This is a genomic window from Streptomyces venetus (genome assembly GCF_039540295.1).
In the GTDB taxonomy this organism is placed as follows: domain Bacteria; phylum Actinomycetota; class Actinomycetes; order Streptomycetales; family Streptomycetaceae; genus Streptomyces; species Streptomyces venetus.
The window spans coordinates 458,372-483,897 of the sequence record NZ_BAABET010000004.1; the positions used below are offsets into that span (position 1 = coordinate 458,372).

A 25,526-nucleotide genomic window follows, 5' to 3' on the forward strand; every position below is an offset into this window, starting at 1 on the left:
CGCGCCCCTCGGCATGTCCTGGGGCACCTCTCAGGGCACCGTCTCGCGTACGCCGTCGGGGAAGCGGATCTCCACGGACGCGTCGGCGGCGGTCTGGACCCGGGCTCCTGTGACCGGTACCCGCGGGTCGGCACTGAGCACCACCAGCGTCACCAGCAGGCAGGTACCACCGGGGTGGGACGGCAGCGTCAGAAGCGGAGTCGCCGAGTGGTGCCCGTACGCGTTGCGGCCCACTGCCGCCGCGACCGTGCCCTCGGCGTCGCTCCAGCCGTGCAGTCCCATGAGCGCGCTGGTCAGGCCGTCCGCGCGCCGGGCCAGTGCCCGGCCGGGGCCGGTCCGGACGGCCGGTGGCCCGGTGTCGTCGGCCACGGCCCAGCCGCCCTCGCGCACGGGCGTGCCGGGCGGCGCGTCGACGCGGTGCACCCGGACCTCCCAGGGCCCGTGGACGACGCTGACCGTCTCGATGCGGTGCCCCTCACCGCCGCCCGGGAGCACGGCCCGGTGCCAGGACGCGGCACGGGCGCCGTCGACACCGAGGGGGTGGATACGGCCGCGCGGACTGGGCGTGCCGTCGGGGGCGAGCAGGGCGAGGTGGTTGTCGGGGCCCCGGTCCGCCGGTGTCTCGGGGGCTGTCGCGCTGGAGTAGGCGAACCGGGCGTAGTGCGGGCTGTCCTGCGCTTCGGCGGGCGGGGGCGGGAGCCGGTCGCTGCCGTGGTTGACGAGCCGTACGATCCCGTCGGCCGCGGTGGAGTGCAGCAGCCAGCCGGGTGCCGGCAGCGCGAGGCGTACGTCGCCCTTCTCGACCGGTCCGGGTTCCTCCGGCGCGGTCCACACGGGGTGGTCGGCGGGCAGGAGCAGACCGAGGAAGGCCTTGCTCGCCCAGTAGGGGGAGGCCGGGCCCGAGTAGCGCTGGGTGGCCGGGAGGAAGGGCTTGTACCAGCCGAGCGTGAGCAGGCCCCGTTCGTCGGGCACGCCGCGTTCGGCGAAGTGCTTCAGCGCGCCGGAGGCGAGGCGGCGGGTGCGGCCGGGCGGCAGCGGCGTGGCGTCGGCGAGGGCCCCGGCCCACAGCGGTGCGGTGGTCGCGAAACGGTAGGTGAGGGAGCGGCCCTGGTGGACCGGGGCCCCGTCGGTGCCGAAGAAGTGCTGGTGGTCGTGGAGGAACGAGCGCAGTCGCGCCCGGTGGCCCGCCACCAGCGCCGGATCGGCGCGCGGACCGGCGATCCGGGCCCACAGCACCGGATACAGGTGCAGGGCCCAGGCGTTGTAGTAGTCGAACTTGCGGCCGTCGCCGTCGGTGTACCAGCCGTCACCCCGGTACCAGTCCTCCAGGCGGGCGAGGCCGGCGTCGATCTCGCCGCGGCTGTGGGGCGCACCGACGGAGGCGAGGAACTCCTCGGTGATGACCTGGAACAGCCGCCAGTTGGAGTCGTTGACGACGGCTCCGACGAAGCCGCCCAGCCAGTCGGCGATCCGCTGCCGTACGCGGTCGTCGAGCCGGTCCCAGATCCACGGGCGGGTCTCGTGCAGGGCGATCGCGACGGAGGCGGCCTCCACCATCGGCTGGGACCGGTCGGTGATGGCGGGCCAGTGGTCGGGGCTGCGGGGGTCGGTGCCCGTCGCGAGCCCGGCCGCGTACCGCTCGACGAGCGCGGGCCGCTGTCCGCCGGAACCGGCGATGCGGAAGGCGGCCAGCAGGAAGGAGCGGGCGAAGCCCTCGAGCCCGTCCGACCACGGCCCGGAATGGCTGGGCGGCCCGGGGAGCCGGTACTGGGCGAGGCCCGGCGAGGCGTAGGGCGTCAGGGCGTCGAGGAGCCGGTCGGCGATCGACTCCCAGTGGGCGCGGGTCCAGCCGGTGACGGGCGAGGTCAGCGGGTCGGGAGGTGGCAGGTGGGGCAGGTTGGGGAGGTGCCTCGGGTCGGGGAGCGACACGTGCGGCGCGCTCATGCGGGTGCGGTTCCTCCGTTGGTCACAGGACGCGCCCGGGCGGGGGCGCGCCGACGCTCTCGCGGACGACGATGTGGGTGCCGAGCAGATGGTGGGCCCCGGCGGCGTGCTCGGGGTCGCGCAGCGCGATGCGCACGGCGGCGCGGCCGAGTTCCTCGGCGGGGGTGCGGACGGTGGTGAGCGGCGGGTTGAAGTCCTCGGCGAGCGGGATGTCGTTGTAGCCGACGACGGAGATGTCGTCGGGGACACGCCGTCCGGCATCGGCGATGGCGCGCAGGGCGCCGGCGGCGACCATGTCGTCACCGGCGAACACGGCCGTGAACTCGTCCGTCTTCTTGAGGAGTTCGGTCATCGCGCGGTGGCCGGCGGCCCGGCCGAGTCCGCAGTCGACGACGTGCGCGGCCTCGGGAGGCAGTCCGTGGTCGGCGAGGGCGGCCCGGTAGCCGGCGACGCGGGCGTCCAGGGCGGTGTTGCCGGGCAGTCCGCCGAGGAAGACGATCCGGCGGTGCCCGGCCGAGAGCAGGTGGGCGGTGACGGCGCGGGCCCCGGCCTCGTTGTCGAACTCGACGACGAGCGCGGGGATCTCCGGGCCGGGCGCGGGCCGTCCGCAGAGCACGAGCCGGGCTCCGGAGGAGTCCAGGGCATGGGCGTAGTGGGCGACGCGCTCGCGGTAGGCCTCGTCCTCGACGACTCCGCCGACGAGGATCACCAGCCGCGCCCCCTCCTCCCGCATGAGCCGCACGAACTCCATCTCGCGCTGGGCGTCCCCGCCCGTCGCGCCGACCACGCAGAGCCAGCCGCGGTCGGCGGCCTCCGCCTCCACGCCCTCGGCGACCTGGGCGTAGAAGGGGCTGGTGACCTGACGGACCACCACGGCGGCCATCTTGCGGCCGCCGCCTACCAGGGCGCGGGCGTGGGCGTTGGCCACGTAGTCGAGGTCGCGGGCCGCCCGCAGCACCCGGGCCCGGGTCGCGGGAGGCACCGGGTGGTTGCCGCTGAGCGCGCGGGAGGCGGTGGCCGTGGACACACCCGCCCGCTCGGCGACCTCGCGGATCGTGACCCGTCCCTTGGACACCATGTCGTTCCCCATCCCCCGCTTCTCCTCTTCCGCTGACCGCTGTTCAGGTGTTGGCCGCGTGGTCCTCGGCGTATTCCTCGGCCATTCTGTCGCCGCCGCGGCCGCGCCACTTCTTCACGGCCGCGTCCCACTCCGACATCGGCAGACGTCCGGCGATGATCCCGGTGACGGTGTCGTCGAGGAACGTCTTGAGGGTGGCGCCCAGGGAGTTGTTCGTCGCGGACTGCAGCCCGAACGAGGCGTTGCGGACGGCGTGCGGCACGACCTTCCGCTGCCAGGCGTGCAGTGCGCGCACGGCGTCGGGCATGCCGGGCACGAACAGCACCTGGGGGCCTTCGGCGAGGTACTTCAGCGGCAGGTTGGTGTTGTTCTCCACCTCGCCGAGCTCGGTGTACTCGGGTGAGCCGTCCTCGGCGCGGGTGAAGTGGACGCCCTCGACGCCGTAGTGGACGAGTTCCCACTCCTCGCTGCCGAAGGGCGCGGCGAGGTAGTCGAGGATGCGCAGCAGCAGTTCGATGCGTTCCTTCTTCGCCTGCTTCAGGACGGTGTAGCCGAAGGAGCGGCGGGCGGCGACGATTCCGCCGGGCTCGCCGCCGACGCTGTACGGGAGGGCGGCCGCCGGGGTCATCTTGCCTTCGGACTCACGGTACTTGGGCAGGTAGGCGCCGAACCCGTCCTGCATGGAGCCGACGGTGCCGTTGTAGTACAGGGTCGTCAGGTCGATCTGGGAGACGGACGTGGCGTCGGGGTGGTAGGAGCCGTTCTTGCGCAGCTGCGCCTGGAAGGCGATCGACTCCTTGTACCGTTCGTCGGCCGCCGCCGGCAGGAAGGTGCCCTTGTCGGTGACGGCCCAGCCCTGGGGCGCGTTGTGGGCGGCGGAGTGAAAGGCGTTGCCGAACAGGGACCCGTTGGCGGCACCGAGCATGTACGTCCTGCCGCGGGTGCCCCGCCGCGCCACGGCCGTGAAGTCCTCCGCGGTCCAGCCGTCCTTCATGCCCGCGTCGGCGAACATGCCCTGGTTGATCCAGAGGGTCGAACCGGGCAGCGGCCGCTCCAGGGGGATGCCGTAGACGCGCCCGCCGATGCGGCCCATGTCGCGCCAGGCGTGGGTGGGGATGTTGGCGAGGTTGGGGTAGTCGCCGATCGCCTCGCCGGACAGGTACGGCGTGAGGTCCTGGGCGCGGCGCTGCACGAACTGTGCCTCGCGGGGCAGGGTGAAGCCGGAGAACATGTTGATGATGTCGGGCAGGGCACCGGCGTCGCCCGCCATGACCGTCGCCATCTTCTTCTGGTAGTCGGCCTGGGAGATGACCGTGTACTCGATCCTCACACCGAGGGCCTTCTCGACGGCCGCCCAGAACCGGTTCTGCGAGGCGGGCCTGGGCGGCGTGCCGAAGGACACGGTCATGACGCGGACGGTGGAGCCGTCGCCCGGGGTGCGGGAGACGGACCTGACCAGGTCGGAGGGGTAGGACGTGTATCCGGCCTGGACGCCCTCCTCGGTGGGGGCGAGGTCCGGCTTCGGGCCGGTTGCGGGACGGTACGCGGGCCAGGGGGCGAGTTTCTTGCCCGCGTTGGAGACGTCGCTGTCGCCGGAACCGGAGGAGCAGGCGGTCAGCAGGGCGGGCGCGGAGACGGCCGCGCCGCCGGCCGCCATGGAGCGCAGGAGGGTGCGTCGGGACATGCGGGGCATGGATGAACCACCTCGTGTCAGCTCTTGACGGCGCCGGTGAGCACGCCCTTGGTGAAGTACTTCTGCAGGAAGGGATAGACGAGCAGGATCGGCACGGTGGCGATCACGAGCACCGCCATCTGCACGGTCTGCGGGGCGGTGACGGTGGCCTCGCCGGTGGTCGCGTCGGTGAGTCCGGCACCGGCCACCACATAGGTGCGGAGCACCTGCTGGAGCGGCCAGTGGTCGCTCTCCAGGTACAGCGAGGCGTAGAACCAGGAGTTCCAGTAGGCGACCGCGTAGAACAGGCCGACGACGGCGAGCGCGGCCTTGGACAGCGGCAGCACCACCGACACCAGCACCCGCCAGTCCCCCGCCCCGTCCAGCCGGGCCGCCTCGTACAGCTCCTCGGGGATCGACTGGAAGAAGCCGCGCAGCACGACCAGGTTGAACACGTTGACCAGGACGGGCAGGACGAGCGAGGCGTACGAGTCGAGCAGGCCGAGTTCCTTCACGAGCAGGAAGCTCGGGATCATGCCGGGCGGGAAGAGGAACGTGAACAGCACCAGCAGCAGCACGGGTCTGCCGCCGAGGACACCGGGGCGGGACAGCGCGTAGGCCAGGGCGACCGTGCAGGCGAGGCTGAGCAGGGTGCCCACGATCGTCACCCCGGCGCTCACGCCGAGGGCGTGGGTGACGATGCCGCCGTCGAGGATGTCACGGTAGGCGTCGAGCGTGGGGTCGCCGGGCCACAGCACCCAGCCGCCGTTGTCGACGACCTCCTGGGTGGAGGCCAGCGAGGTCGACACGATCACCAGGAACGGCACGCAGACCAGCAGCACGACCGTGGCCAGCGCGAGGACCTTCGCGGTCCGGGTGAGCGGCCGGGGTTTCTCCATCCAGCCGGGACGGGCGGACGCGCTCATCTGTAGACCCCTTGTTCGCCGAGACGGTGGGCGGCCTTGTTGGCCGCGTAGACGAGCAGGGCGCCGACGAGCCCCTTGAACAGGCCCGCGGCGGCGGCGAATCCGTAGTCGCCGCCGACGATGCCCTGGTAGTAGACGAAGGTGTCGATGACCTCGGCGGTCTCCGGGCCGACCGCGTCGCGTTGCAGCAGCATCTGCTCGAAGCCGACGGAGAGGATGTCGCCGAGCCGCATGATGAGCAGCAGCACGATCACCGGGCGGATGGCGGGCAGGGTGACGTGCCAGAAGCGGCGCCAGGGCCCGGCGCCGTCGATGGCCGCGGCCTCGTACTGCTGCTCGTCGACCTGGGCGAGCGCGGCGAGGAAGATGATCGTGCCCCAGCCGGCGTCCTTCCAGACGACCTGGGCGACGACGAGCGGCTCGAAGGCGTCCGGGTTGCCGATGATGTCGACGGTGTGCAGACCGGCCCCGCTCAGGCCGCTGTTGAGCAGGCCGGTGTCGCCCAGCACCTGCTGGAAGAGCGCGACGACGATCACCCACGAGATGAAGTGCGGCAGGTACGCCACCGACTGCACGAACCGGCGTACCGAACTCCAGGTGAGGGTGTGCAGCAGCAGGGCGAGGCCGAGCGGCACCGGGAAGTAGAAGACCAGCTGGAGGACGGCGATCCAGAGGGTGTTGAGGACCGAGTCCCAGAAGGCGGCGTCCTCGAACATGCGTTGGAAGTTGCCGAGACCCACCCAGGGGCTGCCCCACAGGCCGTCGAACGGCACGTACTCCTTGAACGCGATGACGTTGCCGGCGAGCGCGCCGTAGTGGAAGAGCAGGAAGTAGGCGACGCCGGGCAGCATGAGCAGGAACAGTGAACGGCTCTGAAAACGTTTACGCTTGCGCTGCGTGCCGCCAGGGTGGCGCGGTTCTGGGTTGACCCCCTCAGCACCTGCTCGTTCCCGTAAGGCAGTTGCCACGGCTCCCCCTCACCTCGGCGTATCCGGTGAAGGGAAGCTAAAACGTTTTCACTACGCGGTCAACACTTCTGACACAGCGACGACTTCGGGACCGTTCGGAGTGCGACGCCCTGCCTGGCGGGTCGGTCGTCCCGCCGGCCGGAACCGGGACCGGACCGGAACCGGGACCGGAACCCGGACTCCCTAATCGAGGGAGCCCGGGTCCGTGTCGCCGAAAATGTCCTGGGTGTGCTCGCCGAGCTCGGGGGGCGGCAGGTGGTACTCGACCGGGGAGGCGCTCAGTACGATCGGGGAGGCGACCTGCCGGGACTCCCCGCCATGGGCGGGCGGGGATGTGGTGACGATCCCGGGCAGCCCCAGCCGACCCGCGAAGGCGAACGCCTCGTCGAGGGTGTTCACGGGCCCGGCGGGCACTCCCGCGGCCAGCAGCGCGGCGGACCAGTGGTCGGCACCGGCCGTGCGCAGCCGCTCGCCCAGCAGCTCGCGCAACTCGGCGCGATGCCCGACCCGTTCGGGGTTCGTCCGGAAACGTTCGTCGTCGGCGAGGTCCGGGCGGCCGAGGACCGTGGTCAGCGCCGCGAACTGGGCGTCGTTGCCGACCGCGAGGGCGAGCGGCCGATCGGCCGTGGGAAAGGTCTCGTACGGGGCGATGCTCGGGTGGGCGTTGCCCATCCGCCCGGGTACGACTCCCGCGACGGCGTAGGCCGAGGACTGGTTGACCATGGCCGAGAGCAGTGAGCTGAGGAGGTTCACTTCGACGCGCTGCCCCCGGCCGGTCGCCTCCCGGTGCCGCAGGGCCGCCATGATGCCGAGCGCCGCATGGAGACCCGTGATCACGTCGACCAGGGCCACGCCCGCCTTCATCGGTTCGCCGCCCGGCTCCCCGGTGACGCTCATGAGCCCGCCGACCGCTTGGACGAGCAGGTCGTAACCGGGGATCGCGGCCCCGTCACCGGCGCCGAAACCGCTGATCGAGCAGTAGACCAGGCGAGGGTGACGCTCCTTCAGCTCCTCGTATCCGAGCCCGAGCCGCTCCATGGCGCCGGGCCGGAAGTTCTCCAGCAGCACATCGGACTCGGCGACGAGAGCACGGGCCCGTTCCCGGTCGCGCCGGTCCGACAGGTCCAGGACGACGGACCGCTTGTTGCGGTTGACGCCCAGGAAGTAGGTGGAGGTGCCGTGCTCGTCCGCCGGCGGGCGCCACTGCCGGGTCTCGTCGCCCGCCCCCGGGCGCTCGACCTTCACCACGTCGGCGCCCAGATCGGCGAGCAGCATGGTCGCGTACGGTCCGGCGAGGACCCGCGAGAAGTCCGCGATGCGCAGCCCGCCCAGGGCGCCACGCTCCATGTCCACCCCTGCCTCCAGGTGATCGTCACTGATCGTCGTTCCGGCCCCGGGCATCACCCTCTCACCACCACCCCTCTTGACGCGTCAATGACAACAGTGGCTTGATGTGATGGGAGCGCTCCCACCTCCAGGGAAGGGACCACCATGCGCAGAACCCGCCGCTCGTCCCCGCACTTACGGATCGTCCCGCTACTCGGCCTCCTGGCCGCCCTGCTCCTCCCCCTCGGCGTCACACTCGCCCCCCGGGCGGCGGCAGCTCCGGCTGCGGACCCCGTCCGCATCATGCCGCTCGGCGACTCGATCACCGGCTCGCCGGGCTGCTGGCGTGCGGTGTTGTGGAACCGGCTGGTGAACGGCGGGTACACCGGCATCGACTTCGTCGGCACCCTCCCCCCACAGGGCTGCGGGCAGGCGCACGACGGTGACAACGAGGGGCACGGCGGTGAGCTGGTGACCAACGTGGCCGACCAGAACCTGCTGCCCGGAAGGCTCGCCGCCACCCGTCCGGACATCGTTGTCATGCACTTCGGCACGAACGACGTGTGGAGCGGCATCGCCCCGGACCGGATCCTCGCCGCGTACACGAAGCTCGTGACGCAGATGAGGGCGTCCGATCCGGACACGCGGATCCTCGTCGCCCAGCTCATCCCCATGAACCCGAGCAGTTGCGCGGCCTGTGCGCAGCGCGTCGTCGATCTCAACGCGCGGATTCCCGACTGGGCCCGGGCGACCGGCACGGAGCGGTCCCCGGTCACGGTGGTCGACCAGTGGACGGGCTTCAGCACCGCCACCGACACCTATGACGGTGTGCACCCCAACGCCTCCGGCGACGACAAGATCGCCGCGCGCTGGTACCCGGCCCTGGCGGCAGCCCTCGACGCGGGCGTCCCGCAGGACCCGGGTGACCCGGGAGATCCGGAGGAACCCGCCGCCTGCGCCGCGCGCTTCCGGGCCGTCTCCAGCTGGCAGGGCGGCTACCAGGGTGAGGTGACGGTGACGAACACGTCCGCGTCCGCCGCCTCGGGCTGGACCGCGACCGTCGTACCGGCGAACGGCGCGCGCCTCACCCAGCTCTGGAACGGCACGCTCACCACGGCCGCCGACGGCACGGCCACCGTCACGAACGCGGCGTGGAACGGCGCGCTCGCACCCGGCGCGAGCGCCACGTTCGGCTTCGTCGCCTCCACCCCGGCAACGGCGGGCGCCCCGGCGGCGACCGTCACATGCACGGCGAGGACGCCCACCGGCTGACACCCGGCGCGGCGGAACAGGACCCGACCGGCGACCACCCGCCACCTGCCCCAAGGAACGGACGCATTTCCGTACAGGCCCCACCCCTACCCCCACCTCTGGAGCCGCCATGAGACCCCGCACCACCTCCACCCCACGTGTGGCCACCGTGGCCGTCGCCCTCCTCGGCCTGCTGCTCTCCTTCCTCTCCCTCGGCACACCGGCACACGCGGCAGCCACCGGCTTCCGGATCGAGAACGGCCGGCTGCTGGAAGCCTCCGGGAACGACTTCGTGATGCGCGGCGTCAACCACGCCCACACCTGGTACCCGGGCGAGACGCAGTCACTGGCCGACATCAAGGCGCTGGGCGCCAACACCGTGCGCGTCGTCCTCTCCGACGGACACCGCTGGACCGAGAACAGCGCGCAGGACGTGGCGGGCGTCATCGCCCAGTGCAAGGCCAACCGGCTCATCTGCGTGCTGGAGGTGCACGACACCACCGGCTACGGCGAGGAAGCCGCCGCCGGGACCCTCGACCACGCGGCCGACTACTGGATCGGCCTGAAAGACGTACTCGCCGGCCAGGAGGACTACGTCATCATCAACATCGGCAACGAGCCCTGGGGCAACACGAACCCCGCGGGCTGGACCGATCCCACCATCGCCGCCGTCAAGAAACTGCGGGGCGCCGGATTCACGCACACGATCATGGTGGACGCCCCCAACTGGGGGCAGGACTGGCAGGGCGTCATGCGCGCCAACGCCCAGTCCGTCTACAAGGCCGACACCACCGGCAACCTGATCTTCTCGATCCACATGTACAGCGTCTACGACACCGCCCAGGAGATCACCGACTATCTGAACGCCTTCGTCAACGCGAAACTGCCCCTCCTCATCGGCGAGTTCGGCGGCCCGGCCGACCAGTACGGCGACCCGGACGAGGACACGATGATGGCCGTCGCCCAGCAGCTGAAACTCGGTTATCTGGCCTGGTCCTGGAGCGGCAACACCGACCCGGTCCTCGACCTGGCGATCGACTTCGACCGCACCCGGCTCAGCTCCTGGGGCGAGCGCGTCTTCCACGGCGCCAACGGCATCGCCGCCACCTCGAAGGAAGCCACCGTCTACTCCTCGGGCGGCGGGGACACCACTGCCCCGACGGCTCCCGGCGCACCGACCGCCTCGGGGGTGACCTCCTCGTCCGTCAGCCTGAAGTGGGCGGCCTCGACCGATGCGACCGGCGTGACCGGCTACGACGTGGTGCGGGTCAGCGGCGGCACCGAGACGGCCGTGACCTCCACGACCACCACGACCGCCACCCTCACGGGCCTGTCCCCCGCCACCTCCTACACCTTCGCGGTCTACGCCCGTGACGCCGCCGGCAACCGCTCGCCCCGCTCGGCGACGGTGACGGTGACGACGTCCTCCGGCGGCTCGACGTCCACCTGCGGTGTCGGTTACCGGGTGACGAGCAGCTGGCCCGGTGGCTTCCAGGGCGAGATCGTCCTCCGCAACACCGGCACGTCGGCGATCAACGGCTGGACGCTCCGCTGGACCTTCCCCGACAGCCAGCGCATCACCAACCTCTGGGGCGGTACGGCGACGCAGAGCGGCTCCGAGGTGAGCGTCACGTCCGCCCCGTACACCGCGACGATCCCGGCGGCGGGCTCGGTCACCCTCGGCTTCACGGCCGGCCGGGCGGCGACGAACCCCAGCCCGACGGCCTTCACCCTCAACGGCGCCGCCTGCTCGGTGAACTGACCGCGCCCCGTGCGACGGTGCCGCCGCGCTCTACGCCCTTCGGGCCCGGCGGCACCGTCGCCTTCGGTGTGATCCGCGCTACACCCGCCCTGGAAAGCGGTTTACACCACTCCGCAGTGGTCAGGCGGCGGGGATGTCGCACCGGCACCCCACAGCCGCATCTCCGGCAAGACGCGTAGCCACCCGCCCCGGTTCCCCCCACTGTGCGCGGGGGGCCCGATGAGCGAGGACACCCTGCGCATGCGCGCGGTGGCGACCGGCGGGACCGAGCGGAAGCAGCCGCCCGCGCCGGCCGCCGCGCCGAAGCCGGCCGGACAGCGTGACGCGTTCTTCGACAACGCCAAGTACCTGGCGATCGTGCTGGTGGCCATGGGGCACTCCTGGGAGCCGTTGCGGGACGGCAGCCGGGCGGCCTCCGCGCTCTACATGGTCGTGTACGCGTTCCACATGCCGGCGTTCATCATCGTCTCCGGCTACTTCTCGCGTTCCTTCGACGCGAGCCCGGGGCGGATCAGGCGTCTGATCACCGGACTGGCCGTGCCGTACGTCGTCTTCGAGACGGCGTACACCCTCTTCACCCGGTGGACCGACCAGGAGCCCGACCGGCCGGTCAGCCTGCTGGATCCCCTGTACCTGACCTGGTTCCTGGCGGCGCTGTTCATCTGGCGGCTGACCACGCCGATCTGGCAGCGCGTGCGGTGGCCGCTGCCGCTCGCCCTCGTCATCGCGATGCTGGCGACGCTCTCCCCGTCCATCGGCAACGACCTCGACCTCCAGCGCATCCTGCAGTTCCTGCCGTACTTCGTCGTCGGCCTGTACCTGAAGCCGGAGCACTTCCAGCTGGTCCGCCGCCGCGCGGCACGGATCCTCGCCGTGCCGGTCTTCGCCGGTGCGCTCGTGGTGGCCTACTGGGCGGTGCCGCGGATGACCGGCGCCTGGTTCTACCACCGCGACAGCGCCGAGGAGCTCGCGGCGCCCGCCTGGTACGGGCCCGTGATGGCGCTGGTGACCTTCGGCTGTTCGCTGGTGCTGGTGGCCTGCTTCCTGGCCTGGGTGCCGGGCCGCCCGACGTGGTTCACCGCGTTGGGCGCGGGCACGCTGTACGGCTATCTGCTGCACGGCTTCGTCGCCCAGGGCTCCAAGTTCTGGGGCTGGTACGAGCCGGCGTGGGTCCACCGCCCGCTGGGCGAGATCCTGGTGACGGTGGTCGCCGGGGTGCTCGTGACCGCCCTGTGCACCGCGCCGGTGCGGCGGCTGTTCCGCCCGGTGGTGGAGCCGGAGATGGCGTGGGCGTTCCGCCGGGACGCGCGCGATCGGGCGCGGGGGCGGAACGCCGTACGCGCTTGACGAGCAGCGCCTACCCGTCGTCCCGTGTGAGCCGGATCAGCAGGACGCCGGGGGTGCGCGGCACGGTGACCGTCAGCCCGTCCCCGTCCCACACCGCCCGCCCGGCATCCGCCGACGACGGGTGCAGGACCTCCGCGCGGACGGTCCGGCCCGCCAGGTGCCGGACGGGGACGCGGTGTTCGGCGGGGCCGCCGCGGCGCCAGACCGAGAGGTACGCCGTGTGGTCACCGGGGACCCGCAGGCCGAGCGCCAGCCACTCGTCCGTCCAGCCGGGCAGGCCGAGCGGCCAGAACGGCAGGGCCCGCGCGAGGTCCGCGCGGATCGACTTGTAGACGGCCACCGCGTCCCGTACGAGGGCCAGCTGGTGTTCCGGCATGTGGTTCAGGTGCCCGGAGAGGTGGATGCGGCCGAGCAGGGCCCCGCCGAGGGTCGTGGTGATCAGGTCGTCGTCGTACTCCGGCTGGGGGTAGGCCCAGACGGCGCCCTGCTCGGGCGGGACCGCGGTCGGCGCGGCGGCGGCGATGGGCGGGTAGCGCAGCGGGTCCTGCTGGTCGCTGGTGGACTGGAGCTGGGAGACGGCCAGGGTGGCGCCGTCCATGCGCATGCCGCCCGAGGCACAGTTCTCGACGACCAGGCCGGGGTGGCGGTCCAGGACACCGGACAGCCAGTCCAGGTAGGCGTGGGCGTGGCCGAGGAGCCCCGCCCCGGGTGCCAGGTCGCCGGGGGCCTGGGTGCCCGGGTCGACCACGATGTTGTAGTCCAGCTTGAGGTAGCCCACGCCCCAGTCGCCGACGATCCGGTCGACCGTCTTGTCGAGGTGGGCGCGGGCGGCCGGGTGCCGCAGGTCGAGCTGGTGGCGGCCCTGCTCGGTCAGGCGTATGCCGTCGCGCTGGAAGAACGCCTCGGGCGGCAGCTCGGCCGCGACGGGGCTGCGTACCCCGACGACCTCCGGCTCCAGCCACAGCCCGGGCACCATCCCGCGCTCCCGGATGCGGTCCAGGACAGCCCGGATGCCGCCGTCGGGGAAGCGGCGCGGCGAGGGCTGCCACGCGCCGACGCTGTCCCACCAGCCCCGGGTGTCGTCGTCGTACCAGCCCGAGTCGATGCAGAAGTACTCCGCGCCCGCGTGCGCGGCGGCGTCGATCAGCGGCAGCAGCTTGGCCGTGGTCGGGTCGCCCATGAGGGTGTTCATGTAGTCGTTGAAGACGACGGGGAGGGCGGTGTGATCCGGGTGCGGGCGGCGGATCGCCCGGCGGTAGGAGGTCAGGGCGCCCATCGCCTCGTCGAGGCCGGAGCCGAGTGCCAGGGCCCCGGGCACGGTGGTGAACTCCTCGCCCGGTTCGAGGCGGATCCGCCACTGGTGTGCCGCGTCCGTGGGTCCGTTCAGCGCGAGGTACGTGCCGTGGGCGCGTTCGCCGAGGTCCCAGCGCCAGCCGGCCGGGGACTCGATCTGCCAGACCCACGCCCGGTCGCCGTCCCGCTCGGTCAGCGCGCCCATGGCGAGATGCCCGTCGGTGGGCCAGCTGCCGCGTCCGGTGAGGGTGAGCGCGGCGCGGCTGTCGTGCTCGTGGACGGCCACGTGGATGTCGGCGACGGCGGCGCGCAGCGGCTCGGTGTACCAGCGGCATTCGGCGAGCCAGTCGTTGCGGGCCCGGTGGACGTCGAGGGCGTCCGGGGCGGGCAGGCCGCCGAGCAGGAGGCTGCTGACGGACTGGACGACCAACGGGTCGGGGCCGTCGTTGCGGAGCCGGACGCGGGAGCGGAGGACGGGCAGTCCGGTGGGTGAGGTGAGTTCGGCGAACGCCGTCAGCCCGGTGCCCGGGTCGTGGAGTTCGACGGTGAGCCGTTCCCAGCCGTCGCCTCCGCCCGTGCGGTGGGACCGGTAGGCGAGCCGGGCGCCGAAGGCGGTGCCGGTGAAGCGGGGGCCGGACCAGCCGCTGCCGTGGCCGAGCGCGGTGAGTTCCACGAGCGGGAGGGCGGACTCACCGGTGGCGCGGCTGTCGTCGGGCCGCTCGTCGCCGGGGTGGGCCAGCCGGGTCAGCCGCAGGGCCCCGTCGGCTGCGACGGCGAATCCGGCCCGCAGGGCCTCGTGCCCCCAAGTGAACTCGTCCTGCCGCTGGTTGGAGGCCATGTGCGCCGCTTCCGCCGTGCCCGTCAAGGTACTCCCCCTCCTGACCCCACCCCGTCGCCGGGGAACGCGGGTCCGCGTGAATCCCTCGTTACGGTCTCTTGACGACCCAAGTGTGACCGGTCACAATCCTCGCATGAATGTGACCGGTCACACAAGGCGCCCGGCGAGCATCAGGGACGTCGCCACCGCCGCGGGGGTCTCGTACCAGACGGTCTCGCGGGTGATCAACGGCCATCCCAGCGTCCGGCCGTCCACCCGGGAGCGGGTGCTCGCCGCCATCGACGAACTGGGCTTCCGCCGCAACACGACCGCCCTCGCCCTGGCCAGCGGACGCAGCCGCGTCGTGACCGTGCTGACCGCGAACACCACCCACTACGGCTACGCCTCGATCCTCCAGGGCATCGAGGAGTCCGCCCGGGCCGCGTCGTACTCCGTCGGCATCGGGGTGCTGGAATCCGCCGAGGACCCGGCCGTCAGCGCCGAGGTGCAGCGCGCTGCGGACGCGGGCGGCGGCATCATCGTGATCGCCTACGACCCGGCCGGTGTCCGCGCGCTCGGAGCCGTACCCGCCGGGCTGCCGGTCGTGGGTGTGGTGGAGACACCGGCGAGCCCGCCCGGCGGCGACCGCCCGTGGGTGTGGGCCGACGACCGCGAGGCCGCCTACCGGGCGACGCGCCATCTGCTGTCCCTGGGCCACGAGACCGTGCACTACGTCGCCATCCCGTCCAGCACCCGCCGCACCAGCGCCCGCACCAGCGGCTGGCGGCAGGCGCTGAAGGAGGCCGGCGCCCGCGAGCCCCGCCCCGTGCAGGGCAGTTGGGGTCCGGCGGGCGGTCACGCGGCCGGGCTGAAGCTCGCGAAGGACTCGTCCGCCACGGCGATCCTCTGCGGCAACGACGACCTCGCGCTCGGCGTGCTGCGCGCCCTGCACGAGAGGGGCCGCTCGGTGCCGGGCGAGGTCAGCGTGGCCGGTTTCGACGACGCTCCCCATTCCGCCTTCCTCACCCCGTCCCTGACGACCGTACGCCTGGACTTCACCGGCCTCGGGCGGGCCGCGTTCGCCCTGCTGCACGGCGCCCTTGAGGAGTCCGCGCCGGTCGCCCCGCACCCCGTGTCCGTCCCGGAACTGGTGGTGCGGGAGAGCTCGGGGCCACCGCCCGCCTGAACCGTCCTGACGAGCCCGGCCCTTGTGAGTCCCGCTTCCTGAACCGAACCGCCTGCTTTCGGAAAGGCACGAGATGAAGAGAAGAGCTCTCCCCGCCCTGGCGCTGATAGGTGCCGTCGGACTGGCGGCCGGCGGGTGCAGTGACCCGACCGCCGGGGACTCCGGTTCGGGCGGTTCGGACGCCAAGCAGGCGGCGGTGGATCCGACCGCCCGCCTCGACGGCGTGAAGCTGACCATGTGGACCGCGCAGAACACGGTCGACGCGCCCGAGCAGGTCATCGACGCCTTCGAGAAGGCCACGGGTGCCGAGGTCGACACCCAGGCGATCCCGGACCTCTACGAGCAGAACGTGCCGACGAAGCTGGCGTCCGGCGACCGCCCGGACCTGATGTTCTGGCAGCCGTCCATCTCCACCCTGCCGTTCGTCCAGCCGAAGCAGAACCTGCTGACCCTGGACGGGGAGCCGTGGGAGGCCAAGCTCGGCGGGACCGAGAGGACGCTCGGCATGATCGACGGCAAACGCTACGCGGCGATCGTCACCAGCCCCGCCATGCTCGGCGTCTACTACAACAAGGACGTCTTCCGGAAGGCCGGGCTGAGCGAGAAGGACTTCCCCAAGTCCTACGACGAGTTGCTCGCCCTCGGTCACGAGGTCGTCGACAGGACCGACGCCGCCGCCTTCTACGAGGCGGGCGGCGACAAGTGGCCGCTCCAGTGGCAGATGCAGCTCCAGCTCACCGACCTGGACCAGCGGTGGTGGGCCGATCTGAACGCGGGCAAGAAGAAGTGGACCGACCCGGTCGTCGTCGGCGCGATCAAGAAGTACAAGGACAAGCTGCTCGACGCCGGGCTGGCTCAGAAGAACTACCGCACGGGCACCTTCACCGGGCAGGCCGACGCGCTGTGGAAGGGCAAGGTCGGCATGGTCCTCAACGTCACGTCCTTCCAGAGCCAGTTGCAGGCCAAGTACTCCCCCGCCGAGATCGACGAGAAGATCGGCTGGTTCCCGGTCGCCAACTCCTCCGCGACCGGCCTGTACTCGCCGGACCAGACCAACGGTGTCGTCGCCTTCAAGACCGGTGACGACAAGCGGCAGAACGCGGCCCGGCAGTTCCTCGCCTTCTGGCTCGGACCGGACTACGCCGACTACATCAAGGCGATGAAGATCCCGTCCGTGCAGCCGTCCGTGCCCACTCCCGACGGGCTGCCCGAGACGTCCAAGGCCCAGGTGGCGGCCCTGCCGAAGGCCATCGGCGTGTTCCAGGCCAAGGCGATCGTCGCCCCCGACACGCACCTCTACCTGGCCGACATGATCTTCGGCAAGAAGAGCCCGCAGCAGGTCGCGCAGGCGATCCAGGACCAGTTCGCGCAGGTGGCCAAGGCCCAGGGCGCACCCGGGTTCTGACCATGGCGGACACGGTCGTACGTACGCGTAAGCAGCCTTCTGCGCAAGGCGAACCCAAGAGCGTGGGACGGCTTCCGCGCGCAGCCGTGCACCACCCCTGGTGGTTCGCGCTGCCGGCGATCGTCGTCTTCGCGGGCTTCTTCCTGGTGCCGAATCTGCTCAACTTCTACTACCCGTTCACCGACTGGTCCTCCTACCACGCGGACATCGCCTTCACGGGCCTGGACAACTTCAGGACCATCGCCGAGGACGGCTCGCTGCTGCGCGCGATCCGTACGACCCTGGTGTACGCACTGCTCGCGGCGCTGTTCCAGAACGGCTTCGGACTGGTGCTGGCGCTGCTGCTGGAGGACGACAGCCGCTTCAACCGGTTCTTCCGTGCGGTCTTCTTCCTGCCGGTGCTGATCTCGGCGCTCGCGACCGGTTACGTGTTCCAGGCGCTGCTGGACCAGGACGGGGCCGTCAACTCCCTGCTGGGCACGGACGTTCCGTGGCTGGGCTCGACGACCTGGACCCTGGTGATCGTCACGCTCGTCCACGGCTGGAAGTGGATGGGCCTGTCGATGCTGATCTATCTGGCCGGGCTCAAGGGCATCCCCGGCGAGATGCTGGAGGCCGCCAAGTGCGACGGTGCGGGGCCCTGGCGGACCTTCTGGTCGGTGCGATGGCCGATGCTCGCGCCGGCCGTCACCTTCAACGTCACCACGGCGCTGATCGGTTCGATGAACACCTTCGACATCGTGCAGGCCACGACCGGCGGTGGTCCGGCGGCCTCCACGGAGGTCTTCAACATCTACATGTTCCGGATCTTCGGCCAGGGCCTGTACGCCCAGGCCTCCGCGATGAGCCTCGTCCTCTTCCTGGTGGTGGTCGCCGTGGCGGTCCCGCTGGTGGTGGGGCTGCGGCGAAGGGAGCAGACGCTGTGACCGCGGTGTGGCGGTACGGCCGCCCCTCCCTCGTGGTCCTGCTGGCGGCCCTGGCGGTCGGTGTGCCGCTGTGGCTGGTCGCCGTCACCTCGGCCAAGCCGCAGGCGGAGGCCATCGAGCCCAACCTGGACCTGCCCCGGCACTGGCGGCCGGCGACGAACTACGCGGACGCCGTCAGCGAGGGCGAGATGCTGCGCGGCTTCTTCAACTCGCTGCTCGTCGTGGTGCCTTCGGTGGTCCTGGTGCTGATCCTGGGCGCGGGCGCCGCCTGGGTCTTCGCCCGCCGCAAGTCGAAGCTGGTCTCGGCGGCGTACGCGCTGTGCATCAGCGGACTGCTGCTGCCACCCGCCGTCATCACCATCGTGATGGAGCTGCGGCAGCTGGGGCTGGCGAACACCCGGCCCGGCATGATCGCCGTCTACACCGGCATGTACCTGTCGACGTCGATCTTCTTCATGACCGGGTTCATCCGTGCCATCCCCATGGAGCTGGAGGAGGCGGCCCGGATGGACGGGGCCGCACCGGCCCGGATCTTCTGGCGGATCGTGCTGCCGCTGCTCCGGCCGGTGATCGCCACCGCGACGATCATGGTGATGCTCTACGCCTGGAGCGACGTCTTCTACGCGTTCTTCGTCCTCGGCGGCGGAGACCGGGCGACCCTGCCGCTCAACCTCTACCAGGTCGCCGGCGCCCAGCTCTACCTCAACAACTGGCATCTCGTCTTCGCGTACGTCGTGGTGATGAGCCTGCCCATGGTCGCCGTGTTCCTCGTCGGCCAGCGAAAGATCGTGTCCGGAATCACCAGTGGAGCCGTCAAGTGACTGGAGGTCCAGCAGCGTGATCACCCCCGCCCGCACGAGATCCCGTACCAGAACCGCCCTGATCACAGCACTACTTGGAGCAGCCGCCATGGCAGGCACCCTCCCCGCGGCCGGTCCCGCCGCCGCAGCCGACCCACCGCGCCTCACCGTCGACCTCAACGCCTCCGAGGGGCCGGTGATGCTGGGCGCCAACGGCTCGCTGTACGGGCTCAGCGACGACGGGGTGCCCAGCGACGCCGCGATGGAGCCCTTGAAGATCACCAGCGTCTCGCAGAAGCCGGAGGGCGGTGCCCAGCACCCCAACGGCGACGCGCTCACGGTCTCCAAGTCGTTCTTCCGCAACGGCGGTGGCGAGATCAACGTGATGATGCAGGACATCTACGCCAAGTGGCCGTACGAGGACCTCGGCATCGACGACTACCTCCCCAAGGTGGACAAGATCGTGAAGGAGGTCTCGGCCGACCCGGACAGCGACCGCTTCGTCTACATCCCGTTCAACGAGCCCGACCAGATCTGGTACAAGCTCGGCGTGGAGGACCAGGCCCAGTACGAGGCCAACCGCGACCGGTTCTTCAAGGACTGGAAGACGGTGTACCAGCGGATCCGCGCGATCGACCCGGACGCGCGGATCGCCGGCCCCAACGAAGCGGCCTACCACACACGCCTGTTGAAGGACTTCCTGGCCTTCGCCAAGCGGGAGAACGTGCTGCCCCAGGTGATGACCTGGCACGAGCTCGGCTCCGGTTCCCTGCGCGACTTCCAGGCGCACTACGACGACTACCGCAGGCTGGAGCGCGAGGCGGGCGTCGCCCCGCTGAAGATCAATATCGACGAGTACGCCAACCGCCGCGACCTGTCCGTGCCCGGGCAGCTCGTGCAGTGGGTGTCCATGTTCGAGCGCAACAAGGTGTACGCCAACATGGCGTACTGGGACGCCGCCGGCAATCTCAGCGGCCAGGTGGTGCGGTCCAACATCCCCAACGGCGGCTGGTGGCTGTTCCGCTGGTACGCGGGCCTGACCGGCGACACCGTGAAGGTGACGCCGCCGCAGCCGAACACCATCGACACCCTCCAGGGGCTCGCCTCCCTCGACACCTCGCGTCGCCAGGCGCAGGTGCTGCTCGGCGGTGCCTCAGGTGACTCGGACGTGGTCGTGCGGAACGTGCCCCGGTCCGTGTTCGGCCGCACGGTCACCGCGACCGTCGCCGAGGCGGCCTGGTCCGGGTACGAGGGGCAGCACGCGGCGCCTCAGGTCCTCGCGCGCACCAAGGTGAAGGTGGGGGACGACGGTTCGGTGACCGTCCCGCTGCGCGGCCTGCACAAGATGTCGGCGTACCGGATCGTGCTCACCCCCGGCGGCTCGGGCACCCCGGCGGCGGCGTCCGTCCCCTGGTCGGCGTCGTACGAGGCCGAGGACGCGGCCATCACGGACGGCAAGGTCTACACCCAGGGCACGGTCCAGAACGCCAACGGCTACGCCGCCTCCGGCACCCAGGACGTCGGTTCCCTCAACCAGCCCGGCAGCAAGGTCGCGTTCACGGTGTCGGTGCCGAAGGACGGCACGTACGACCTGGCGATCCTGTACGGCAACCAGTCCGGCGGCCCCGCCACGCAGCAGCTGATCGTCGACGGCGGCGACCCGGTGACGATCGCCTACCCCTCCACCGAGAACTGGACGTACCGCGCCAGGAAGGAGGTCACCGTCCGGCTGAAGGCCGGACAGCACCAGGTTGTCCTGTCCAAGGGCGACGCCGAGGTCACGCTCGACCGCATCGATCTGACCACACGCACGGGCGCGCCCGCCGCGTCGTACGAGGCCACGCTGGCGGATGTCAGCGGCAAGCCGTCGTACGACTACTCGTCGTCGGCCGGTGTGGGCACGGGTGCCCTGGTCCTGCGCTCCGGTGACAAGGCGGTCTTCGACGTCTACGCACCGCGCGACGGTTACTACACGGTGGTACCGAGGACCTCCGCGGCCGTGAAGCTCTCGCTGCACGGCGAGACGGTCACGGCGACGCCCGGGCGGCCGCTGCGGCTCTACCTGGTCGCGGGCAACAACCGGATCGCGATGACGTCGGGCCACGCCGCCGTCCGCTCCCTCGACGTCTCCGGCGACGGCTCGGCCGCCGGCACCCTCTCCTACGACGGCGCCTCGGCCGAGCTCGCGGGCGGTGCCGAGCTCGTCGACTCCCCGCACGCCTCCGCCGGGTCCTACATCGGCCGGCTCGGCAACAGCGCCTCCAGCACGGCCGGGTTCACGGTGAACGCGCCGAGGTCCGGGCGCTATCTGCTGGTCGTCCACTACGCGCACAACGACCGCCGGGACAACGGCCACGCCTACAACACGGACATCATGTCCCGTACGGCTGACGTCACCGTCGGGAAGGCGGCGCCGCGGAAGGTCACCTTCAAGAACACCTGGAGCTGGGACGACTACTGGACCGTCGGTGTCCCGGTCGATCTGGTGAAGGGCGCGAACAAGGTGACGTTCGGCAATACGAGCGCCTGGGCGCCGAACATCGACCGGATCGAGCTGGGCCGGGTCGTGGGCTGAGCCATGGGGTGACCGTGGACGGTTGCGGAGGAGTGGGACGTGCTCCTCCGCAACCACAGGGCAGGGGCGCACCGTGTGGTGGGGCGGCTCTCATTCGTACCAGTAGGCGGCCCGGATCCCCTCGTTCGAGCCGGTCCACCAGACCTCCATGCTTCCCGGGACGCGCGACACCGCCGCGAGACCGTCGCCGGACGCGCGGTTGTCCGGGGCGAGCCGGTAGCGCGCCCAGGGGTGACCGTCGTACCAGTAGGCACCCTCGACCGACCCGCTGTCACCGGCCCACCACAGCTCCATGCTGCCGGGAATGCGGGACACCGAGGCCAGGGCCGTGCCGCGGTAGGCGCTGCCGGCCGGGGCGAGCTGGTAGCGCGCCCAGGGATGGCCGTCGTACCAGTACGCGCCCTCGACCGACCCGCTGTCACCGGCCCACCACAGCTCCATGCTGCCGGGAATGCGGGACACCGAGGTGATGCCGCCGACGACGGACGCGCTGTTGTCCGGGGCCAGCTGGTAGCGCGCCCACGGGTGGCCGTCGTACCAGTACGCGCCCTCGACCGACCCGTTGGGACCGGTCCACCAGACTTCCATGCTGCCCGGGATGCGGGACACCGCCGTCAAGCCCCCGTTGAAGGCCGCGCTGCCGTTCGGAGCGAGCTGGTACCGGGCCCAGGGGTGGCCGTCGTACCAGTACGCGCCCTCGACCGACCCGTTCGGGCCGATCCACCAGAGCTCCATGCTGCCGGGGATGCGGGACACCGCCGCCAGGGCGGAGCCGATTCGGGCGCTGCCGTTCGGGGCCGGCTGGTAGCGCGCCCACGGGTGGCCGTCGTACCAGTACGCGCCCTCGACCGACCCGTTGGGGCCGATCCACCAGACTTCCATGCTGCCCGGGATCCGGGACACCGCGGCGAGGGATCCGGCCTCTCTCGCGCTGCCGTTCGGGGCGAGCTGGTAGCGGGTCCAGGCCCCGCCCTCGTACCAGTAGGCGCCCTCGACCGACGTCCCCGGGCCGATCCACCAGACTTCCATGCTGCCCGGGATCCGGGACACCGCCGCGACACCGGTGTCCGCGTCCGCGCTTCCCCCCGGGGCCAACTCGTACTGCTGCCACGCAGCGCACATATCCGCTCCTCCCCCAACAAGGCTGTGCACTCACCGTAGCGAGACGAACACGCAGAGGCATCGGCGTGAAGCCGGCGGCCGGAGCACGGCGTACCACCGTGTCGCGCACGGAGGGTCGACGCCCACCCGGGCACCCCGCTCACCTTTCGGCCAACTCCTGGCGTGCGGACGCCTCGTGCAGCCGACACCCGCCCGGACCCCCTATGCTTCTACATGCTTGTAGAAAGCCAGTACTCGCACGTGAAGGAGTGGACGCCACCATGGTGTTCAAACGACTGCTCGGCGCGCTCGGTGTGGGCGGCCCCACGGTCGACACGGTCCTCGACCCGGCTCCCGCCCGGCCCGGCGGCATGCTCACCGGTCAGGTCCGACTGCAGGGCGGCAACGCCGACTTCGAGATCGAGCACATCACCCTGGAGCTGGTGGCCCGGGTCGAGGCCGAGCACGAGGGCGGTGAGAGCGAGGGCGCCGTGGCCTTCGACCGCTTCACCGTCGGCGGCGGCTTCCGGCTGGCCGCGGGCGAGCAGCGTGATGTGCCGTTCAGCGTGACCCTGCCGTGGGAGACGCCGGTCACCGAACTGCACGGCCAGGGCCTGGGCGTCGTGCTCGGGGTCCGTACCGAGCTGTCGGTGGCGGGCGCGAAGGACAAGGGTGACCTGGACCAGCTGAACGTCGCGCCGCTGCCCGCGCAGGAGGCCGTACTCGAAGCGCTCGGGAGGCTCGGGTTCGGTTTCCGGTCGGCGGACCTCGAGTACGGGCGCATCGGTGGCACCGGCCAGCGGTTGCCCTTCTACCAGGAGATCGAACTCGTCCCCTCGCCCCGGTACGCGCAGCAGGTCAACGAGATCGAGCTGACGTTCCTGGCGAACCCGGGCGGCATGGAGGTGGTGCTGGAGGCGGACAAGCGCGGCGGCTTCCTCTCCCCCGGTCACGACGCCCTCACCCGCTTCAACGTCTCCCACGAGGGCGTCGAGCACCAGGACTGGCCCGCGATCGTCGAAGGCTGGATCGGGCAACTGGTCGAGCACCGGGCGTCGTACGGCCCTCCGGCGGGCTACGGCTCCTCCGCCCCGTTCGGCCAGGGCAGCCACGGCCACGGCCACGAGGGACATCACCATGACGGCCACCGCTCCGGCCCCGGCATGGGCACCGCCGTCGCCGCCGGCGCGGCCGGTCTCGCGGTGGGTGTCGTCGGCGGCATGGTCGCGGGCGAAGTCGTCGACGAGGTCGGGGACTTCTTCGAGGGCGAGGAGGAAGAGGAGGGCTGAGGCCGGGGCGTGCGCCTCACGGCGGCCGTAGGGGGCGGCACCGCCACGGCGCGCGGTCCCGCCCCTTCAGAAGCCTCGGCAGACCCACGTCCGGTCACCTCCCGGTGACCGCCGCGGGGGGCTGCCGGGGCAGCAAGCCGCCGCGCGCACCCGCCCCCCTTCGGGAGACCCCGGCGGGCCTACGCCCGCTTCCCCCCGGGGGGACCACCACCAAGGGCTGCCCAGGCCAGCACCACCGACCCCGTCGGTACCTCGACAGGCCTACGCCCGCCCGCCGCCCGGTGACCGTCGAGGGGCTGCCGGGGCAGCACCGCCGCGGTGCGTGCGACCGTGCCCCTGAGTGACCTCGGCAGGCCTACGCCCGCTCGCCCCCGGGGCCACCGCCAACGGCCGCCCAGGCCAGCACCAGCGCCCCGTCGGGGACTGCCGAGGTAGCAACCGCCGCTGTGCGCGGGCCCGCCCTCTCAGAGGCCTCGACAGGCCTAAGCACGCCCGTCCCCCGGTGACCGTCGAGGTGCTGCCCGGGCAGCACCGCCGCCGCGCGGACCCACCCCTTCAGGAGACCTCGGCAGGCCTACGCCCGGTCACCCCCCCGGCGTCCGGCGGGGGATGCCGAGGCAGCACCGCAGCGGTGCGCGCGACCGCCCCCTTCAGAGGCCTCGACAGGCCTACGCCCGCTCGCCCCCCGGGACAAGAGCCGCCCAGGCCGGTACCACCGCCCCGTCGGGGCTACCGAAGCAGCACCGCCGCTGCCCGCGTGCCCGCTTCGCGGGGCCCGGCAGGGTCGTGCCCCGTTGGCGGGCACCCCTTCGTCGCCCTGCCTCAGAGAGGTGTCGCCGCGTGCAGGATGAGGACCATCGTGACGGCCGAGTTCGCGGAGGACATCGCCGACACCGCCGTTCCCGCGGCCGCGGCCCACGCCGCCAGGCCGACCGAGGTGAACACCGGGGGCCAGCGGTGCACGACGGGGGCCGGGCCGAGCAGGGCCGCCACCCGGCGCGGCACCGGTCCCGGGGCGGCGAGGCCCGGGAAGGCGGGCGCGGGGGCGCCCCCGGAGACGAGGGCGGCCGTGCCGATGGCCCGGGCCACCGTACGGCGGCTGCCGATCTCCCGGGCCGCCTCCTCGTCGGCCCACCGCTCGGCCGTGTAGGTCACGGCGGTGTGCAGCGGACGCAGGAACGGGTTGGCCCGGGCGGCGAGCTGCACGGTGAGCAGGAAGCGGTCGTGCCGGGCGGCGAGATGGACCCGCTCGTGGGCGAACAGGGCCCGGCGCTCGGCCGGGCGGAGCCGGTCCAGCAGGGCCGTGGTCACCACGACACGGCCCCGGCGCAGGGCGCGGGCGGCGGCAGCGGGCCGGCGGCGGTCGGCGGCGCGGACCCGGCGGCCGGCTGCGCCGCGCGGCGTACCGTCACGCTGGGCCCCGGCACCCCGGCGGCCCCCCGGCAGCGCGTACGCGTACGGGGCTCCGTCGGGCAGTACGGCCACCTCCGTGTCCGGCAGCCCGATCAGGGCGCGATGGGCCTGACGGCGCACCCGGGCGTGCCGCCACAGCGTCCGGCAGCATGCGACGAGTACCGCGCACAAGGCGGGGATGGCGGCCTTGCCGACGACCTCGTCGTAGGGCACCGCCGCCCGCACCTCCGGGTCGGACCAGCCGTCCGGCAGCGGGTTGCCGGGCAGTTGGGCGGTGCCGACGACCATCACCAGACCCAGGCACACGGTGCTGCACAGCGCCAGCACCGCGGCCATCACGGTCAGCAGCCGGGTCGCGGTGCGCGGATGCAGGTGCTGCTCGGCGAGGCGCGCGACCGGCCAGGCCGTGAGCGGCAGGACCAGTGGCAGAAAGACGAAGACCCCCAT

The 25,526-nt window shown here is 71.9% G+C and carries 18 protein-coding genes; 9 read left to right on the forward strand and 9 right to left on the reverse strand.

All coding sequences use genetic code 11. From position 1 onward, the window contains the following. Window positions 1-30: 30 nt before the first annotated feature. The 6 genes from ABEA82_RS15805 to ABEA82_RS15830 form a co-directional block, all read right to left on the reverse strand. On the reverse strand, window positions 31-1,944 hold the full coding sequence (locus tag ABEA82_RS15805) for a DUF2264 domain-containing protein (protein WP_345662106.1): 1,914 nt from the start codon (window positions 1,942-1,944) through the stop codon (window positions 31-33). A gap of 22 nt (window positions 1,945-1,966) precedes the next feature. Then, on the reverse strand, window positions 1,967-3,034 hold the full coding sequence (locus ABEA82_RS15810) for a LacI family DNA-binding transcriptional regulator (protein ID WP_425588524.1): 1,068 nt from the start codon (window positions 3,032-3,034) through the stop codon (window positions 1,967-1,969). Between the two features lie 31 nt (window positions 3,035-3,065). Beyond that, window positions 3,066-4,715, reverse strand: a complete 1,650-nt coding sequence (locus ABEA82_RS15815) for an extracellular solute-binding protein (protein ID WP_345662107.1) — start codon at window positions 4,713-4,715, stop codon at window positions 3,066-3,068. A gap of 17 nt (window positions 4,716-4,732) precedes the next feature. Continuing rightward, on the reverse strand, window positions 4,733-5,620 hold the full coding sequence (locus ABEA82_RS15820; RefSeq protein WP_345662108.1) for a carbohydrate ABC transporter permease: 888 nt from the start codon (window positions 5,618-5,620) through the stop codon (window positions 4,733-4,735). After that, window positions 5,617-6,471, reverse strand: coding sequence for an ABC transporter permease (locus ABEA82_RS15825; protein WP_345662109.1), 855 nt, complete (start codon window positions 6,469-6,471; stop codon window positions 5,617-5,619). Before ABEA82_RS15825 ends, ABEA82_RS15820 begins: the two co-directional genes overlap by 4 nt. A 300-nt stretch (window positions 6,472-6,771) precedes the next feature. Further along, entirely contained in the window at window positions 6,772-7,935 is a 1,164-nt protein-coding gene (locus ABEA82_RS15830) for a CaiB/BaiF CoA transferase family protein (protein WP_345662364.1), read from the reverse strand. 144 nt (window positions 7,936-8,079) lie between these two features. On the opposite strand from ABEA82_RS15830, the gene ABEA82_RS15835 reads away from it, so the two are divergent. From ABEA82_RS15835 to ABEA82_RS15845, 3 genes are all read left to right on the forward strand, one after another. Continuing rightward, window positions 8,080-9,186: a GDSL-type esterase/lipase family protein gene (locus ABEA82_RS15835; protein ID WP_345662110.1), complete on the forward strand. Its 1,107-nt coding sequence runs from the start codon at window positions 8,080-8,082 to the stop codon at window positions 9,184-9,186. A 109-nt stretch (window positions 9,187-9,295) separates the two neighbouring features. Then, window positions 9,296-10,927, forward strand: a complete 1,632-nt coding sequence (locus tag ABEA82_RS15840; RefSeq protein WP_345662111.1) for a cellulase family glycosylhydrolase — start codon at window positions 9,296-9,298, stop codon at window positions 10,925-10,927. A gap of 219 nt (window positions 10,928-11,146) precedes the next feature. After that, window positions 11,147-12,274, forward strand: coding sequence for an acyltransferase family protein (locus tag ABEA82_RS15845; RefSeq protein ID WP_345662112.1), 1,128 nt, complete (start codon window positions 11,147-11,149; stop codon window positions 12,272-12,274). A 10-nt stretch (window positions 12,275-12,284) separates the two neighbouring features. Here ABEA82_RS15845 and ABEA82_RS15850 read toward each other — a convergent pair whose 3' ends face one another. Then, window positions 12,285-14,405, reverse strand: coding sequence for an alpha-galactosidase (locus ABEA82_RS15850; protein WP_345662365.1), 2,121 nt, complete (start codon window positions 14,403-14,405; stop codon window positions 12,285-12,287). Between the two features lie 133 nt (window positions 14,406-14,538). On the opposite strand from ABEA82_RS15850, the gene ABEA82_RS15855 reads away from it, so the two are divergent. The 5 genes from ABEA82_RS15855 (at window position 14,539) to ABEA82_RS15875 (ending at window position 21,276) form a co-directional block, all read left to right on the forward strand. Continuing rightward, window positions 14,539-15,570: a LacI family DNA-binding transcriptional regulator gene (locus ABEA82_RS15855; protein WP_345662113.1), complete on the forward strand. Its 1,032-nt coding sequence runs from the start codon at window positions 14,539-14,541 to the stop codon at window positions 15,568-15,570. Between the two features lie 73 nt (window positions 15,571-15,643). Then, window positions 15,644-16,975: an ABC transporter substrate-binding protein gene (locus ABEA82_RS15860; RefSeq protein ID WP_345662114.1), complete on the forward strand. Its 1,332-nt coding sequence runs from the start codon at window positions 15,644-15,646 to the stop codon at window positions 16,973-16,975. A 2-nt stretch (window positions 16,976-16,977) separates the two neighbouring features. Further along, window positions 16,978-17,901, forward strand: a complete 924-nt coding sequence (locus tag ABEA82_RS15865) for a carbohydrate ABC transporter permease (protein ID WP_345662115.1) — start codon at window positions 16,978-16,980, stop codon at window positions 17,899-17,901. Then, entirely contained in the window at window positions 17,898-18,722 is an 825-nt protein-coding gene (locus tag ABEA82_RS15870; RefSeq protein WP_345662116.1) for a carbohydrate ABC transporter permease, read from the forward strand. The genes ABEA82_RS15865 and ABEA82_RS15870 overlap by 4 nt, the downstream gene beginning before the upstream one ends. Window positions 18,723-18,810: 88 nt before the next feature. Continuing rightward, on the forward strand, window positions 18,811-21,276 hold the full coding sequence (locus ABEA82_RS15875) for a CBM35 domain-containing protein (protein ID WP_345662117.1): 2,466 nt from the start codon (window positions 18,811-18,813) through the stop codon (window positions 21,274-21,276). Between the two features lie 90 nt (window positions 21,277-21,366). Here the strand turns inward: ABEA82_RS15875 and ABEA82_RS15880 are convergent, their stop codons facing one another. After that, window positions 21,367-22,398, reverse strand: a complete 1,032-nt coding sequence (locus ABEA82_RS15880; RefSeq protein ID WP_345662118.1) for a PLL family lectin — start codon at window positions 22,396-22,398, stop codon at window positions 21,367-21,369. Window positions 22,399-22,658: 260 nt separating this feature from the next. Between ABEA82_RS15880 and ABEA82_RS15885 the strand changes: the two genes are divergently transcribed. After that, window positions 22,659-23,666, forward strand: a complete 1,008-nt coding sequence (locus ABEA82_RS15885; protein WP_345662119.1) for a sporulation protein — start codon at window positions 22,659-22,661, stop codon at window positions 23,664-23,666. An 822-nt stretch (window positions 23,667-24,488) separates the two neighbouring features. On the opposite strand, the gene ABEA82_RS15890 is transcribed toward ABEA82_RS15885, so the two are convergent. Then, the gene (locus ABEA82_RS15890) at window positions 24,489-25,526 is read right to left on the reverse strand and encodes a M56 family metallopeptidase (protein ID WP_345662120.1); all 1,038 of its coding nucleotides are present in this window, start codon (window positions 25,524-25,526) and stop codon (window positions 24,489-24,491) included.